Annotated in this window: 16 protein-coding genes; 11 read left to right on the forward strand and 5 right to left on the reverse strand. The window is 62.2% G+C overall.

What is annotated here, in order from left to right:
* The first annotated feature begins 29 nt into the window (after positions 1-29).
* From O4H31_RS13420 to O4H31_RS13470, 11 genes are all read left to right on the forward strand, one after another.
* Positions 30-671, forward strand: a complete 642-nt coding sequence (locus O4H31_RS13420) for a cytochrome c oxidase subunit II (protein ID WP_269346576.1) — start codon at positions 30-32, stop codon at positions 669-671.
* A complete protein-coding gene (gene ctaD, locus O4H31_RS13425) occupies positions 668-3,151 on the forward strand; it encodes a cytochrome c oxidase subunit I (RefSeq protein WP_269346578.1) in 2,484 nt (827 codons plus the stop codon). Before O4H31_RS13420 ends, ctaD begins: the two co-directional genes overlap by 4 nt.
* Positions 3,148-3,471, forward strand: a complete 324-nt coding sequence (locus tag O4H31_RS13430) for a hypothetical protein (protein ID WP_269346580.1) — start codon at positions 3,148-3,150, stop codon at positions 3,469-3,471. Before ctaD ends, O4H31_RS13430 begins: the two co-directional genes overlap by 4 nt.
* 284 nt (positions 3,472-3,755) lie before the next feature.
* Entirely contained in the window at positions 3,756-4,634 is an 879-nt protein-coding gene (locus O4H31_RS13435) for a LysR family transcriptional regulator (protein ID WP_067627078.1), read from the forward strand.
* Positions 4,635-4,819: 185 nt separating this feature from the next.
* A complete protein-coding gene (locus tag O4H31_RS13440; protein ID WP_120351598.1) occupies positions 4,820-5,488 on the forward strand; it encodes a DUF4286 family protein in 669 nt (222 codons plus the stop codon).
* Positions 5,489-5,557: 69 nt separating this feature from the next.
* The gene (locus O4H31_RS13445) at positions 5,558-5,782 is read left to right on the forward strand and encodes a hypothetical protein (protein ID WP_269346585.1); all 225 of its coding nucleotides are present in this window, start codon (positions 5,558-5,560) and stop codon (positions 5,780-5,782) included.
* Between the two features lie 30 nt (positions 5,783-5,812).
* Positions 5,813-6,517, forward strand: a complete 705-nt coding sequence (locus O4H31_RS13450) for a TRAP transporter substrate-binding protein (RefSeq protein WP_269347202.1) — start codon at positions 5,813-5,815, stop codon at positions 6,515-6,517.
* Between the two features lie 96 nt (positions 6,518-6,613).
* Positions 6,614-7,123 carry a TRAP transporter small permease gene (locus O4H31_RS13455; protein WP_269346587.1) on the forward strand — a complete coding sequence of 170 codons (510 nt, stop codon included), beginning with the start codon at positions 6,614-6,616 and terminating at the stop codon, positions 7,121-7,123.
* Positions 7,124-7,125: 2 nt separating this feature from the next.
* Entirely contained in the window at positions 7,126-8,424 is a 1,299-nt protein-coding gene (locus O4H31_RS13460) for a TRAP transporter large permease (protein ID WP_269346589.1), read from the forward strand.
* Between the two features lie 11 nt (positions 8,425-8,435).
* Positions 8,436-9,641, forward strand: coding sequence for an amidase family protein (locus O4H31_RS13465; protein WP_269346591.1), 1,206 nt, complete (start codon positions 8,436-8,438; stop codon positions 9,639-9,641).
* A complete protein-coding gene (locus tag O4H31_RS13470) occupies positions 9,638-10,492 on the forward strand; it encodes a hypothetical protein (RefSeq protein ID WP_269346594.1) in 855 nt (284 codons plus the stop codon). Before O4H31_RS13465 ends, O4H31_RS13470 begins: the two co-directional genes overlap by 4 nt.
* A gap of 185 nt (positions 10,493-10,677) precedes the next feature.
* On the opposite strand, the gene O4H31_RS13475 is transcribed toward O4H31_RS13470, so the two are convergent.
* The 5 genes from O4H31_RS13475 to O4H31_RS13495 all read right to left on the reverse strand — a co-directional run bounded on the left by O4H31_RS13475 (position 10,678) and on the right by O4H31_RS13495 (position 15,768).
* On the reverse strand, positions 10,678-12,660 hold the full coding sequence (locus O4H31_RS13475) for a tyramine oxidase (protein ID WP_269346596.1): 1,983 nt from the start codon (positions 12,658-12,660) through the stop codon (positions 10,678-10,680).
* Positions 12,661-12,734: 74 nt separating this feature from the next.
* On the reverse strand, positions 12,735-14,153 hold the full coding sequence (locus tag O4H31_RS13480; RefSeq protein ID WP_269346598.1) for an aldehyde dehydrogenase family protein: 1,419 nt from the start codon (positions 14,151-14,153) through the stop codon (positions 12,735-12,737).
* A gap of 100 nt (positions 14,154-14,253) precedes the next feature.
* A complete protein-coding gene (locus tag O4H31_RS13485; protein ID WP_269346600.1) occupies positions 14,254-15,198 on the reverse strand; it encodes a helix-turn-helix domain-containing protein in 945 nt (314 codons plus the stop codon).
* A 70-nt stretch (positions 15,199-15,268) separates the two neighbouring features.
* Complete coding sequence (locus O4H31_RS13490) at positions 15,269-15,397, reverse strand: hypothetical protein (protein WP_269346602.1); 129 nt, start codon at positions 15,395-15,397, stop codon at positions 15,269-15,271.
* Positions 15,398-15,444: 47 nt separating this feature from the next.
* Positions 15,445-15,768, reverse strand: coding sequence for an RcnB family protein (locus tag O4H31_RS13495; RefSeq protein ID WP_269346605.1), 324 nt, complete (start codon positions 15,766-15,768; stop codon positions 15,445-15,447).
* Positions 15,769-15,888: the final 120 nt, after the last annotated feature.

A 15,888-nucleotide genomic window follows, 5' to 3' on the forward strand; every position in this document is an offset into this window, starting at 1 on the left:
GGGGGGTGATTGCAGGGACAACGTGCGGTGTGCTGATTGGTTGCAGCGGCGATCTGTCGGTGGTCGATCCGGCGGGCCCGGCGGCGCGCGCCATCGCGACGCTCTGGTGGGTGATGTTCATCGGCGCGGGGCTGATTCTCGCGCTGGTGGCGGCACTGGTGATCGGCGCGTTCAGGCCACCCCGGCAGGCGGAGAATGCCACGCGGGATGAAAAGGTCTGGATCATCGGTCTGGGCCTGTGTTTCTCCATCGCGGTCCTCGCGGCCCTGCTGGCCTATGGTCTGGTCACCGGCGAGCGGCTGATGCCCCGCGCCGCGGCGGATGTGGTGCGGGTCGAGGCCGAGGCCCGGCAATGGGCTTGGCGCTTTTCCTATGACGACCGCCCTGGCCATGTCACCGAGAACCTGCTGCATATCCCCGCCGGGCGGCCTGTCGATGTGGCGATCACCAGCCGGGATGTGGTGCACAGCTTTTGGGTGCCGCGTCTGGCTGGCAAGCTGGACGCCATTCCCGGCCATGTCAACGTGCTGCGGATTGAGGCCGATGCCCCCGGCACCTACCAGGGCCTGACCGCCGAGTACAACGGCGAGGGCTACAGCCGCCATACCTTCTCGGTCGAGGCCCATGACCCGGCGGGCTGGGCCGCCTTTACCGCGAAGGAGACGCCATGAACGCGCTGCGCCGTCACCGCAAGCTGGATGCGATCTGGGCCTCAGAGCCGGGCTGGAAGGGCTGGACCAGCAGCGTGAACCATTCCGACCTCGGGCGGATGTTCCTCTTTACCGCCTTCTTCTTCTTCCTCGTCGGCGGCGTGCTGGCGATGCTTATCCGCGCGCAACTGGCGACGCCTGACTCTGCTTTCGTGGATGCCGGTGCCTTTGCACAGTTCTTTACCATGCATGGCACGATCATGATGTTCCTCTTCGCCATTCCCACCTTCGAGGGGCTGGCGATCTATCTGCTGCCCAAGATGCTCGGCACCCGCGACCTCGCCTTCCCGCGGCTCACCGCTTACGGCTACTGGTGCTATGCCTTCGGCGGCGCGATGCTGCTGGTGGCGCTGTTCTTCGGCATCGCGCCGGATGGCGGCTGGTTCATGTATCCGCCGCTGACCGGGCCGCTGCATTCGCCCGGCATCAACACCGATTTCTGGCTTATCGGCATCACCTTCGTCGAGATCTCCGCGATCTGCGCCGCCGTCGAATTCACCGTTTCGATCCTGAAATATCGTGCCCCCGGCATGTCGCTCGACAAGATGCCGATCTTTGCTTGGTACGCGCTGGTCACTTCGCTGATGATCCTTACCGGATTTCCGCCGCTGATCCTCGGCTCGGTCCTGCTTGAGGTTGAGCGCGTCTTCGGCCTCCCGTTCTTCCAAGCCGATCTGGGCGGCGACAGCTTGCTTTGGCAGCACCTGTTCTGGCTGTTCGGCCACCCGGAGGTCTATATCATCTTCCTGCCCGCCGCCGGGGTGATCTCGACCGTGATCCCGGTGATGGCGCGCACCACGTTGCTGGGCTACGGCTGGATCGTCGCGAGCGCTTTGGCGCTGGCGTTCCTCAGTTTCGGGCTCTGGGTGCACCATATGTTCACCACCGGCATTCCGCATATGGGGCTGGCGTTTTTCTCGGCCGCCTCGACGCTGGTGGCGGTGCCGACGGGGGTGCAGGTCTTTGCCTGGATCGGCACCATGTGGAAGGGGCGGCCCGAGTTGCACATGCCGATGCTGCACATCCTCGGGTTCTTCGTCACCTTTATCATCGGCGGGCTGACCGGCGTGATGGTGGCCGTGGTGCCTTTCGACTGGCAGGCCCACGACACGGCCTTCATCACCGCGCATCTGCACTATGTGCTGTTCGGCGGTTTCGTCTTTCCGATGCTGGCGGGGATCTACTACTGGCTGCCGCTGGTGAGCGGGCGCAAGCGGCTGTTCCGGCTTGGCGAACTGGCGTTCGCGCTGATTTTCGTGGGTTTCCACGGCACCTTTCTGGCGATGCATTGGGTCGGCCTGCTGGGCCAGCGCCGCCGGATCGAGACCTATGACGCCGAGACCGGCTGGGGGCTCATCAACTTCATCTCTTCGGTCAGCAGTTTCGTCATGGCGATCGGCCTTGCGATGGTGCTGGTCGACATTATCATCCACAGCTTTGTCGCGGTGCGCGGTCCGCGCAACCCATGGCGCGCCGGGACGCTGGAATGGGCCGGCATGTCGCCGCCCGCTTCCTATAACTTTGCCAGCCTGCCGATGGTGGGCGGGCGTGCCCCGCTTTACGACACGCCAGATCTGGCCAACCGGTTGGCCAAGGGCGAAGGCTACCTCGGCGCGCCCGAGGTGGTCCGGCGCGAGACCTTGATGGTCGATGCCGCCAGCGGTCGCCCCGAAGCGCTGGTCATCTATCCCGGCAACACACGGCTGCCGATCCTGATGGCGGCGGTGACGGGCGGGTTCTTCCTGTCGATCCTGCTCAAGCTCTTTTGGCTCACCCCTCTGGCACTCGCCGGCGTGGCGGCCTTGGCGGTGGTCTGGGTTTGGCAATTGGGCGCGCGCGCCGATCAAGGCCCACAGGAGGTCGGGCACGGCACGACCTTGCCTCTGGCGAGCGAGGGCGACAGATCGCCGGGCTGGTGGGGTTCGACCTTCCTGCTGGTGGCCGATGCAACCTTCTTCGGCTCCCTCCTCTTTGGCTATGCCTTCCTCTGGACCGCCGCGCCCGGCTGGCCCCCAGCCCAATGGCTCGCCCCCTCTTGGGCCGAGCTTGCCTTCGGCATCGGTGCAGCGCTCGTCGCCGCCTTGGCCCAGCACCTGAGCGCCCGCCGCAACCGCGCAGGCACCGCCCCGATGATCGCCCTTGCTCCGGCGTTGCTGGCGACGGTCGCCACGGCGGTGGCGTTAGGGGCCCTGCTGTTGCGCTTGCCGCCCCCGGACGGCCATGCCTATGCCGCAACGCTGCTGATCCTCGGCGCCTATGGGCTGGCCCATGCTCTGCTCGTCGGGCTGATGCAGGGCTTTCTGATCCTGCAGGTCCGGCGTGGTTTCACCTCGCCTCAGCGTCGGGCGGGATTCGCCATTGTGGCGCTCTGGTCCGACTATCTGGCAGCGATCACGGTGCTGATCCTGCTTGCGGCGCATCTGCCGGGGATGATCGTGTGAGGGAGTTGTTGCGCATTCTCCTGCCACTGCTGGTCTGGCTGGCCAGTTTCAGCGCGATCTACGGCCTGCACGGCCTCGGCTGCGCCCTTGGCTGGATGGAGGCCGCTTGGCTCGGCTTGTCCCTTTTTCGCTGGGCGCTGCTGATAGCCTGGCTCGCCGCGATTGTGCTGCAACTGCTTCTTCTGCTGGCGGTGGGGAAATGGTCTTTTCGTTCGACCTCGGATTTCTACCGTAAAGTAAATCTTGCAACCGCCTTGTCCGGCTTGGCCGCGACGGTCTGGACTTCTTTCCCCATAGTCGTGACATCCACCTGCGGATAGAGAGGACCAGCCAGCGCGGGCCAACCCCGGCTCCGTTGGGCAAATCAGATAGTGGCCGAAGTGCCCCTTTCCCCGGGCGGACTTGGTGGGGTTCAGTGGGGCCATCCAGACAAAACACTAATTAGCCGTGCTGCCAACCATGCCGGACCGTTCGAACGCAGCACGCGCTACAGGCCCTCCCCTAGGGCTTTCCGGGCCATAAGCCCATTGAGAACAGGTGACTTTACCGCCAGCTTAACCTACCCTCGTTCTTCGCGACCGAAACATAAGAATAGAGGTTCTTGGTGAACACGCGCTTTTTAGAAACCTTCGTCACGGTCGCCAACTTGGGAAGCTTCCGGGCGGCAGCCGAGCAGTTGAATGTCAGCCAAGCGACGGTGTCCAGCCGGATTTCTTCGCTTGAGACGGACCTTCAGGTAGACCTGTTTGACCGTGAATTCCACGCCACCCGGATCACGGTTGCCGGGGCGATGATCCTCGACAAGGCGCAAGAGATGCTCGCGACGGAGCGCAATTTGCGCAACACGCTCTCCGATCCCACCACTGCCGCGGGGCGGGTGCGTTTGGGATTGGTGTCTTCGGTCGTTCATACTTGGCTTTGTGATCTGATCGAAGAGGTGGCGCGCTGCTATCCCCGGCTGGAGCTTGAACTGACGGTCGAGCCCACGCCGAACATCGCCGCGGCCTTTGAACGCGGCGCGCTGGATATGTTGCTGACGACAGATGACCGCCACGACCAAACCTGCGTTTGCGCGGATTTGCCGCCGCTGGCCATGGGATGGTTCGGCCCCGAGGGGATGCGCGACGAGAAACTGTCCCTTGCCGATGTTGTCACCAGTCCGCTGATCACCTTCACCCGCAATTCACGCCCGCACGCCAATGTTCTTGCGCTTTTCAGCGATCGTGGCCTGCGGCCTTCGATCGTGCATTGCATCACCTCAATGGCTGCGATTGCGCGGTTGACGCAGCGCGGGCTGGGCATCGCGACCCTGCCGCTGGCCTGCGATTTGGCCGGGCCGGGAATCTATGAGCTTGATGTCGATGCGCAACTGCCGCCGCTCCCCCTCTATTGCATCTGGCGCCGCAGTTCCGACGTAGCCACCTACAAGGCAATTGCCGATCTTGCGCGGGCCTGTGCAGAGCGTCATCAGCGGCAGACCTGACATGGCCTGAATTGGCCTGATCGGAAAACCCTATCACCCCCCCCTGAATAATCCCGTTTGTCGTTGGCCCCCATCTCGGCAAATGTGCCCCAACAACAATCGACAGAGCTTGACCGCACCTCGACGGAGACGGGCCGTGCCCCGCCACGTGACGGGAAAGCTTTGTCCAAGGATCAGGATGCAGAATGAGCAATATCCGTACAACCGATCAGGCACAGCTTTTCGTCTGGAGCGATATCGACCCCGATCATGAGGCTGACTTTAACCAGTGGTATGACCGGGAGCATATGGAAGAGCGCGTTCGCATTCCGGGCTTCACCGGCGCGCGGCGCTATCGTGCGGTATCGGGCTCGGCACGGCGCTACCTCGCGCTTTACCGTGCCAGCAATCTTGCCGATTTCACCTCCGAAGCCTACCGCAAAGCCTTTACCAAACAGACCCAATGGTCGATCACCAACTTCGGGCGCATGTCCAACACCCGCCGTCGGGTGATGCAGGTCGCGCAAGAGGGCGGCTTTGGCTGGGGCGGCGCGCTGGTGCTGATCGAACTGGTGCCAGATGCCATGGATCGCGACGCCGTCGCCGACGTGCTTGGTAAATTGATGGCCGAAGAGGGTGTGCTGCGCGTGCATCACATGATCCCCGACGCAACCCTTTCGACCCCGCTGCCATCTGAAAACACCGAAGGGCGCGTTCTGGCGCCTTGCATCGCGGTGGATGTGACGTCAGAGCCGATCGCCGAAGCGACCCTGCGCCAACTGACCGAAAAGCTGGGCGGCGCGGTGCGCGAGGCCGAAACCTTCCGCCTGATGTGGTCGCTGGACGCGCAAGACCTGCCCGCATTGGAAGACTGAGTGAACCACCCTGCCCTGCCAAAACGGCGGGGCAAGAACAACAAACCACCCCAACAGGAGATACCACACATGAAACACCTTCTCATCGGAACCGCGATCGCGGCCCTGACAGCCGGTCTTGCCCATGCCGAAACGTGGAAAATGTCGGCCGATGCGCCCGACGGCAACTATCTGACCCAGAACATCCGCGCCTTCGCTGATGACGTGGCCCGCCTGTCGGATGGCGCGCTGGAAATCGATGTTGTGTCGAACTCGGTCCTGCTCAAGCGCCCCGAACTGAAGCGCGGCGTGTAGCGCGGCATCGTTCCAATCGGCGAAGTCCTGATCTCGGCGCTTGGCAACGAAGACGCGGTTTACTCTGCCGATGCCGTGCCGCTTTTGGCGACCACATTTGACGAGGCCCGCGCGCTTTGGGAAGCCTCGCGCCCGATCTACGAAGAAAAGCTGGCCGAAGATGGTCTGGTGCTGTTGTTTGCCGCCCCCTGGCCGCCGCAGGGCGTTTACATGAACCAGGAAGTGACCGACGCCTCCTCCTTCGAAGGTGTCAAATTCCGCGCCTACAACCCCTCGACCGCGCGTCTGGCCGAGCTTTTGGGTGCCGTTCCCGCCACCATCGCCACCTCAGAGATCAGCCAAGCCTTCTCGACCGGGGTCATCAACGGCATGATCACCTCGCCCTCGACAGGTGTCGACAGCCAAGCCTGGGATTTCGTGTCGCATTACTATGACGTTCAGGCCTTCCTGCCCAAGAACATGGTGATCGTGAACAAAGGCGCCTACGACGGACTGTCTGACGAGGTGAAAACCGCGCTGCAAGAAGCGGCTGAACTGGCGGAAACCCGTGGCTTTGAAATGGCCGAGGAAGCCACTGGCGAAGCAACCAAAACAATGGCCGACAATGGTATGAACGTCCTGCCGACCCCCGAAGGGCTGGCCAGCGACTTTGAAACCATCGCCGCGACGATGCGCGCAGAATGGCTGGAACAGGCTGGCGAAGAAGGTCAGAAAATCGTCGACGCGATGAACTGATCTCAGCAGGCCCGGGCAGTCGTTTGCCCGGGCCTTTTGCCACATAGACCGGGGGTATTCGCCCCCTCCCCGCCCCTTTATTCGGAGCCCGTCGCCATGATGCTGACCCGCCATCTCTTCAACTTTTGCGGAGCCTTGGCCGCGCTGTCCTTGCTGGGGATCGCGGTCTTGATCCTGTCGCAGATTGGCCTGCGCCTGATGGGAAGCCAAATCCCCTCAGCCGATGATTTCGCGGCATGGGGGCTGAGTGCGTCGATCTTCCTCGCGCTGCCGGCCACGCTGATACGGGGCGATCATATTCGCGTCACATCGTTGCGGCAGTTGATGCCGGAACGTCTGGGTCATATCGCCGATATTCTGGCGGCGGCCTTTGCCGCCGTGATGATGGGCTGGGTCGCTTGGGCGATCTTTGGCTATGTCCACGAAAGCTGGACCTACAAAGAAGTCAGCCAAGGCGTGGTGGCCGTCCCACTGTGGTGGCCGCAATCCGCGATGGTGCTGGGGTCGGTTCTGTTTGCACTGGCCTTTGCCGAGCGCACCCTGCGCCTGATCCTCGGGCTGCCAGTCGAAAGCGACGATACAAACGAACAAGGTCGGGGCGAATAATCATGGATATTTTTCTGCAATCGGCCGTTCTGGTCGTGACCTTGCTTGTGCTTTTGGGCTTGGGCATTTGGGTTGGCGTGGCGCTGATGGCTTCGGGCGTCGTGATCTTCTTGATGTTCACCTCTACGCCGGTCGATGCGATCCTCGGCACCACCATGTGGGCCCATTCCGCCAGCTGGACGTTGACGGCGCTGCCGCTGTTCATCTGGATGGGCGAAATTCTTTACCGCACACGTCTGGCCGAAGACCTGTTTTCTGGTCTGGCCCCCTGGGTCGGGCGGCTGCCCGGCGGCTTGGCGCATGTCAACGTCGTGGGCTGCGGTATCTTTGCGGCGGTCTCGGGGTCTTCGGCTGCCACCACCGCCACCGTTGGCCGCATTTCCCTGCCAGAGCTGAAATCGCGCGGCTATGCCGACCGACTTGCCATCGGTTCTTTGGCTGGATCGGGCACGCTTGGCCTGTTGATCCCGCCGTCAATCGTTATGATCGTCTATGGCGTCGCGGCCCAAGTGTCTGTGAACCGCTTGTTCATTGCGGGCGTGGTGCCGGGGCTGATGCTCATGGCGTTGTTTTCGGGCTATATCGCGATCTGGGCAAAAATGAACGCCGATGGCGTCCCAGACCCCGAACCCCGCATGCCCTTGGGTGAGCGCCTGCGCCGCCTGCGCATGTTGCTGCCGGTGGTCGGGTTAATCATCGGGGTCATCGGCTCGATCTATGCCGGTGTCGCCACCGCAACCGAGGCCGCCGCCATCGGGGTGGCCGGGGCGCTGATCATCGCGGCTTTTGGCCGGTCGCTGAACGCCCAGACCTTCATCGCCTCGCTTCTGGGGGCCACCCGCACCTCTGCGATGATCGGGCTGATCCTGCTCGGCGCGGCCTTTCTCACCTCCGCGATGAGCTTTTCGGGCTTGCCCGGGCAACTGGCCGAACTCATTTCCGCCAGCGGGCTGAGCGCTGCGGGTTTGATCGCCGTGCTGACCGTGTTCTTCGTGCTCCTTGGTTGTTTCCTCGACGGGATCTCCATCGTTGTGCTGACGACTTCGGTTGTGATGCCCGCCGTGGCTGCCGTGGGGATCGATCCGGTGTGGTTTGGGATTTATCTAATCATCGTCGTCGAAATGGCGCAGATCACGCCGCCGCTGGGGTTCAATCTGTTTGTGATCCAGAGCCTGACTGGTAAATCGATCTTTGAGATTACTCGCATGATCATCCCCTATTTCATGATCTTGGTGCTGGCCGTGATCCTGCTGACGGCATTCCCCGGCATCGCGACGTGGCTTGTGGAACAAACGATTTAAAGGCTGATTTGATGACACACACCCCTCAATCCCTCCTCGACGCGGCCCGCACCCGCGCTGCCGCACCCGATTTCACCCGGACCTTCGATGATCCGGTCGAAGGCGAAGGGCCGCTGTCGGGGCTGAACGTCGCGGTCAAAGACCTGTTCGACGTGCGGGGCCAAGTCACCCACGCGGGGTCGCAGGTCCGCAAAGCCATTGCGCCCGCCAGCAAGGATGCCGCGGCTGTCGCGCGGCTGCGCAGCGCAGGCGCAGGGCTGATCGGCCACGCCAATATGACCGAGTTTGCCTATTCCGGCCTCGGCCTGAATCCACATTACGGCACCCCCCTCACCCCCTTGAAAGAAGGCTGTATCGCGGGCGGCTCGACCTCGGGCGGTGCCTCTGCCGTGGCGCGGGGCGTGGCTGACATTGCGCTTGGGACAGACACTGGCGGCTCTGCGCGTATCCCGGCGGCCTTTTGCGGGCTCATCGGGTTCAAGGCCACGGCACAGACGATCTCCCGCGCGGGGGCGGTGCCGCTTTCCCATTCGCTTGATAGTGTCGGCGTGCTGACCCGAGAAGTCGGCCTGCTGCGCCCGGTTTTGAACGTGCTACGCGACCAGCCGCTCGCCGCGTCTGCCGCGCCGCGTGCCGTCATCGTGCCGGAAAATTTCGGCATAGACGAACTGGACCCCGAGGTTGCCGAGGCCTTCGAAGCCGCCCTCGAAGCGCTTCAGGCATCCGGCGTGAGCCTACGTCGACAAACGCTCGACTTCTTCGATGACTACCGCGCCCTGCCCGTCTGGCAGTTCTCGGCAGTGGAATCCCGCGCCCATCACGGGGCGCAATTCGACGACGCCCGCGCAGAGCTTGATCCGCGTGTGGCATCACGTATGGCGCGGGCGGATGGTGTCACCGGGATCGAATTTGCCCGCACGATAGCCGCGCGAGAAGCACTGATCGCACGGGCGGCGCATCTGTTTGGCGACACGCCGGTCGCCCTGCCGAGCGTGGCCATCATGCCGCCAAAGCTGGATGATCTGCACGAGGATGCCACCTATGACCGCATCAATCTGCTGGCGCTGCGCAACACCAGCTTTGCAAATGTGATCGACGGCTGTTCGGTCAGCATGCCGATCACCAGCCACCCCGGCGCGGGGCTGATGCTGACCGCGTCTGCGGGCCGGGATGCGATGTTGATGAATATGGCAGAGACATTGCAGGGCGCGCTGTGAGCGAAACGGCCAAGCGCCCCTCTGCCTATGTGGCCTTAGGCGCCCAGCGCTACCGTGTGACCCATGTTAGCGATCCCATGCTATCGGGCATTTCCGATGTCGCGGTCATAGGCGACAGAATCGTGGTCCTCAGACGGCAAGCGCCTGAACTGGTCATGCTCGGGCTGGACGGCACAATGTTGGACGAAACCGCTGATCTGCCGCAGTTCGTTTGCGGCCATGGCCTGCGCGCGACCTCCGCCAGCCAAGTTGCCGCCACGGACATGGACGGCCACAAGGTCGTGTTGCTTGATGGCACCTTGCAAGAAACCGCCCGTATGGACTGCGCAGAGCATCCCGGCTTGGAGCGGCCCTTCAATCATCCCTGCGATTGCACCCAAGGTCCGGACGGACGCTATTATGTCGCTGATGGATATGGCAACAGCGCCGTTCATATCTTTGACCCAGCGCTGCGCCACCTCAAGACCTTTGGGCATCCCGGGGCCGAAGCGGGCGCGTTTTCGACCCCGCACTGCCTGTTATTCGACAGCCAAGGCAGGCTCTGCGTGGCAGACCGCGAAAACAACCGCGTTCAGTTATTTGACCCCGAAGGCATCTGGCTGGGTCAGATCGAAGGTCTGCACAAACCAATGGCGCTGGCGTTGACACCGGATGGCCTGTTGCTGGTCACTGACCAAACCCCGCGCCTATCGGCCTACGCCCCAAACGGTGAGCTGATTGGCCGCTGCCGCACCTTTTCAACCTATGGTCACGGATTGGCTGTGCAGGACGATGGCACCATCGTGATCGCCGAAATGAACCCAGATCGACTGACCCTGCTGATCCCCGTGCCCGATGCGAAGGAAGGTTGATATACCGCGTTGGGTTTTGCGCGGTAGGGTCTAGCGGCCGCTCTTCGGCGCTGCCCGCCGTATTGGCCATGACTTGGATGCCAACGCTCTAGTAGAGCTGTTTCTGCGCAGGGAATAATTTCACCATGCGGCTGGGAAAGGCGAGCGACCTTGAGCCTCCCGCCTCCCTCTTTTCCCAAGCGTTCTTATTCAGGATCGCGGATGGTGATCGCCGGGTTCATCGGGAAGAAGTTATGCGGCATGATGTGCACGGTCTTCCATTCGGTCGACATAACAGGCCAGTCTTCAGTCCGCGGCACGTGGTGGAAGCCTGCCGTGAACCATGTGACGATATCCTGATCCTGCAAGGGCGCGTCTTCCTTGACCCATTGCGCCAGCGTGTCGGAGCCGTCGCTTTGCAAAGCGAACTTGCCGCCAGCATAACGTTCCTCAGGATCATGCACCGTGTTCCATACCGAATTCTCGATATAGGCGTTGCGGATCATCGGGGGGTCGTTCTCAAAGTCGAAAGGCCCATAGGCGACGCTGCCGTGGTGGATCATGTAGCCCGGTTTGTGCCCCAACGGGCCTTTGCGGTCGGGGTTTTGCAGCATGAAGTAGCGCGGCTTGAACGATGACACCTGATAGGTCGCCTCGGCCTCGGATTTGGGCATGTTATGCTCGACCTTCCATAGGGACCGGCGCGGACTGTCTTCGGCCACTTCGGCGGGCACGATGTCCATCGTCATGAAGCGGTTGCTGGGCTGGTCGATGTCGAAATCAAGCCGGAAGTTGAAGTAGTGGTCATGGTTCGCCGCCACCAGATTAGGCGCGATGAGCGTGCCATACTCCGTCTCTCGCGCTGCCGAAGGATCATCCATCGAAGTCGCATCAGCGCCTTTCACACCGTCGAGACCTGTGGCACCGATCTTAATCTCCATCTGACCGTTCTGCTTGAAACGGTAGTCGATCAGATAGTCATAGTTGCCCACTTCGGACGCTGTGCGCACCACCAACTCGGTCTCGGGCCGACCCTCGGCGGGGGTGTATTGATCGGGGCCTTGAGCGAAGACCTCGAAGTGCCGCCACGCCGGATCACCGATGTTGCGCTCAAAGATGCAGACCGCGTCAGGGATCTCCAGCGGCTGGCCATCGTCACCCGCGATCATTGCTGGCAGGAAGGTCGCGTAAGACGGGCAGTCGATCCCGGCCACCAGCGGGGTCAGGAACAGCCCGAAACCATATTCGCCACTGTCCATATAGGTCCGCCAATAGAGCCCCGCGCTCGGGTCCATATAGGGCACGAAGACCTCAGACAGATGCGCCTGATAGAGCAGCGTGCGCCACTCCTCGCCATCCTTCACGTCGATGTTCGACAGCACCGGACCGGGGCGTTTGTCGACACGTAGACGCATGCGCCACATGTCCCATTCCAGCGCGCCATCGGCATAGGTGAAATTCGGCCCGCCCTCTTGGGTCAACACGGCGGGATTTGTCGCGGCGCGTTGTGGGGTCCGGGCCTCGATCTCTTCGCCCGTGTAGCCCCAACCGTCTTCGGGGATTGCTACATTGCCTTCGTCGATCACCCGCAGCGCCTTGCCGCTTTGTAGGTCCACCACGGCATAAATGTTCTCGATCGGTTTGGCGTAGAAGTTCGACCCTTCTGGCGACACGTAGCAAGGCACTTTCATCAAGCGCGTGCCGTCGTCTTCGTCAGAGAAGAAGTTGCCCGCAGTGAGCGGCAGGCAGAACACCTGATCCGGCGTCAGCCCGCGTTTTTCCAGCCCCGCGATCATGTCGGGATGCTCTAGCGCGGCGGTCATAGCGTTGGCGAACTCATTGAAAAGGATCATCGGCTGCCCTTCGGTGGGCGCGCTGCTCTCGATCTCTCCGGTCGTCAGGTTCACGATGGTCTCGACAAAGCCGCTGTTGTCGGCGTTGGACATATGCACCATCGCGCGACGGTCGAGCGTGTCGCCCTCGCTCCATGCCAGCACATCGGCCTTGGGCGGCTCGATCAATTCGATCAGCGGATAGAGCGTGTCATTCCCCGCCAGATCGCCTGCGCGCAGAATTTCGTTGATCTTTTGGTATTCCTCACCGGAAAAACCATCGAGCGGATGCGCGAATGACGCCCCACCGGTCAGCGCAAGGGCCGCGGCCCCGCCGAGTAGAGTTTTACGTAACATGCTGTCTCCCTTCATGTTTTTCTTAAAGGCGCCCGCCATAGCGGACACCGAATGATCGCCCTCGCCTCCCAGCGTCAGGCGAAAATCACCTGAATGTCGGTGTATTCCTTCAGCCCCTCTTCGCCGAACTCGACGCCAAAGCCTGACTTCTTGACGCCCCCGAAGGGCGCGTTTGGTTGAATCATGCCATGGCTGTTGATCCAGACCGAGCCGCATTCCATCCGTTTCGCCACCTCCTTGGCCGCCGCTTTGTCCGACGACCAGACCGAACCACCAAGGCCCACGTCCAGCGCATTGGCCTGCGCCAGCGCATCGTCCAGATCACTATAGCGGATGATCGGCAGCGCGGGGCCGAATTGCTCTTCGTAGACGAGCGGGTCATCTGCGGTCATCCCGGCGATGATCGTCGGCGGGTAGAACAGCCCCTCGCCCGGTTCACCGCCCAGCAGAACCTGCCCGCTTTCCTTGGCCTGCGCCACCAGCTTCGCCACCTTGTCGAATTGCATCTGGTTCTGCACGGGGCCAAGGACGCTGTCCTCCTGCGTGCCTTCGCCCACTTTGATGTTACGTGCATAGGCGACCAGCGCGTCGCAGACCGCGTCGTAGATGTCGTCGTGCACGTAAAGCCGTTTCATCGCGGCGCAGGTTTGGCCGTTGTTGATGAAGGCGCCCCAGAACAGCCCCTCGGCAATCGCCTGTGGATTGGCATCGGGCAACACGATGCCCGCGTCGTTGCCGCCCATCTCAAGGGTCAGACGCTTCATCGTCTCAGCGCTGGATTGCATGACCTTCTGGCCGGTCCCGCAAGAGCCGGTAAAGACGATCTTGGCGATGTCCGGATGCGCCGACATGGCCGCGCCCATGTTGAATGCGCCATCGGCGGCGCTGACGGAATTGACCACGCCTGCTGGCAGTACTTCGTTCATCAACTCAATCATGCGCAGGGACGCGAGCGGGGTCATCGGGGATGGTTTGCTGACCACAGTATTGCCGCTACGCAGCGCGGGCAGAATGTGCCAGACCGCGATCAGCACGGGGAAGTTCCACGGGGTGATCGACCCCACCACACCGAGCGGCTTGCGGTACATCTCGACCCGGCCCTCAGGCGTGTCTTGCAGCACTTCCATCGGCAGCGACAGGCTGGCGGTATAACGCGCCCAAGCGACCGCGCCGCCCAACTCCCAATGCGAACCGATGCCACCCAAGGGTTTGCCCTGCTCGGCGGTGACAAGCTGGGCCAGTTCCTCCGCATGGGCTTCGATCTTATCGGCCACGGCTGTGCACGCAGCGGCGCGCTCTTCGTCGGATTTGCCCGACCACGCGGGGAAAGCCGCCTTTGCCGCAGCAACTGCGCGGTCTAATTCTGCCTGACCGGCATCGGGCGCCGTGCCCGCCTGCCCGCCCGTACCGGGATTGGCCACGGGGAAACGCGCGCCCGCTTCAACCCGCGTACCGCCCGCAATCAGGCCGATGCTATCAATGGTGTCTTTCATGATGTCCTCCGTCATCCCGTTCCGGCACTGTGCTGAAACGCCTCCTCGGGTAGGAGGTTAGGCGCGGATTGGACGGGCATCTTGGGATAACGCGACAGCCCTATTGGACGATCGCGCCACCGTCGCGGGCCTGTGCGACAACGGCACCGGGGGTCATGCCGTAACGCTGCCGGAAGGCCCGGTAGAAATGCGAAAGATCGTTAAAGCCGCAGCCGTAGGCGCAGTCGGTGACAGAGACCTCTTTGCCCCCGCGGCGAGAGAGTTCTGCATGCGCTTGGGTCAAACGCAGTTGCAGCAGACGTTGACCCGGCGTTTCGCCCAAGGGTTCGAAATAGCGCTGTAAGCTGCGCAGCGATACGCCCAAGTGCAGCGCCAAAGCGCTCGGTCCAAACTCAGGGTCGCGGTAGTGGCGGGTCATGAGTTGTAGAGCCCGCTCCATGACCTGCCCACGTGCATCCAAGGTCTGGCTGCGCCGCTCGTGGAAATAGGCCCCCATCAGCCCATAAAACGCTTCGCTCAACTGCAAGCCGGTTTCGGGCGGGCAGTGCATCATCTTGTAAAGCACCGCGCGCAGCGCCAGCCACAGGGGATCATTGCGGTCAATCGCCACACCGCCGTCACAGATAGCGCCAAACCTGCCAATCATCTCATCCCGAGGGAGGTGCACTGAAATCTGATGCGCCAATTGCCCGTCATAGACAAATTTCGATGGGCGGGTCGCGTCGACGATGAACATATCGCCGGGCCGCAAGAGGGTCGATGCACCGTTTTGATGCACCACGCATTCGCCGACATCCTGCACCAGCATAAAGAAATATTCGCCCGGATCGCGCCGAATGCAGGTCTGGGTCCGGGCTGCTTCTTGCGCGTCGAGCGAGACCAGTGCGGCGTCAAAGCCGCCCATCCCCCGCTTGCGCGCCCGACCATGAGACGGCCCATTGCGGCGCGCGGGTTCCACCTCGAACGCACCGCAGATTTGCAGAATATCGTCGCGCAGCACTTCGATGGGCGTGGATCTTGTCGAGATTCGGCTCAGTGCTTTCACGATCCCATACCCCCTAGAAACCGGCGTGTTGGTGCCTCTCGAAAAACGCTAACCCATCCGTTTGCATGCATCAAGCGCGGCAAAGCTCAGGCCCGTCGACGGTGAGCGGGACCTGAGCAACTGTTCTGGTCCCGACCATCCGGCGGTTCTTGCAGGCCCCCGCACCGGGAAAGGTCTGATCCGCAGTCCATTTTGACATCGGCCTTCTATCGCGGATCAAACCCTACCCGGGTGGCGCCCGACAGTTCAGTTTACGAGGGCCTTGACCAACAACGTGGCTGCGGCTGCAAGGTAGATATCATTGCCATCGACAACATAGACTTCATTCCGGCCCGGGCGCGAAAGGCCGCGGGCGCGCCAGTTCTTGACGACGACAACATCCTGTTTGCGGAGACGCTGGCCAACCGCATGCCGATGGCGCTGTTGTTTCACCACCTTCACCTTGGCGCCGCGATCAACACGGCTGTGTTGGACATCCGCCCTGTCGGCCATTGCCGTCATCGGCACGAAAGCCACTGTGGTGGCTGCCAATAGCACGACAGTCGCGCATTTTTTCATCCGGTTCTGCATTGGGTCTCTCCTCTTTGCTTACGTCATATTTAACGTCTGTCGGAAAGATTCCCGTCGCTGTCGCGGGACAGTTTTTCGCCGTCAGCTCTGCAAGAGCCGTGGACCTTCTCGCCGCTCCCA

It is taken from the genome of Sulfitobacter dubius (assembly GCF_027214245.1).
Classification (GTDB): Bacteria; Pseudomonadota; Alphaproteobacteria; order Rhodobacterales; family Rhodobacteraceae; genus Sulfitobacter; species Sulfitobacter dubius_A.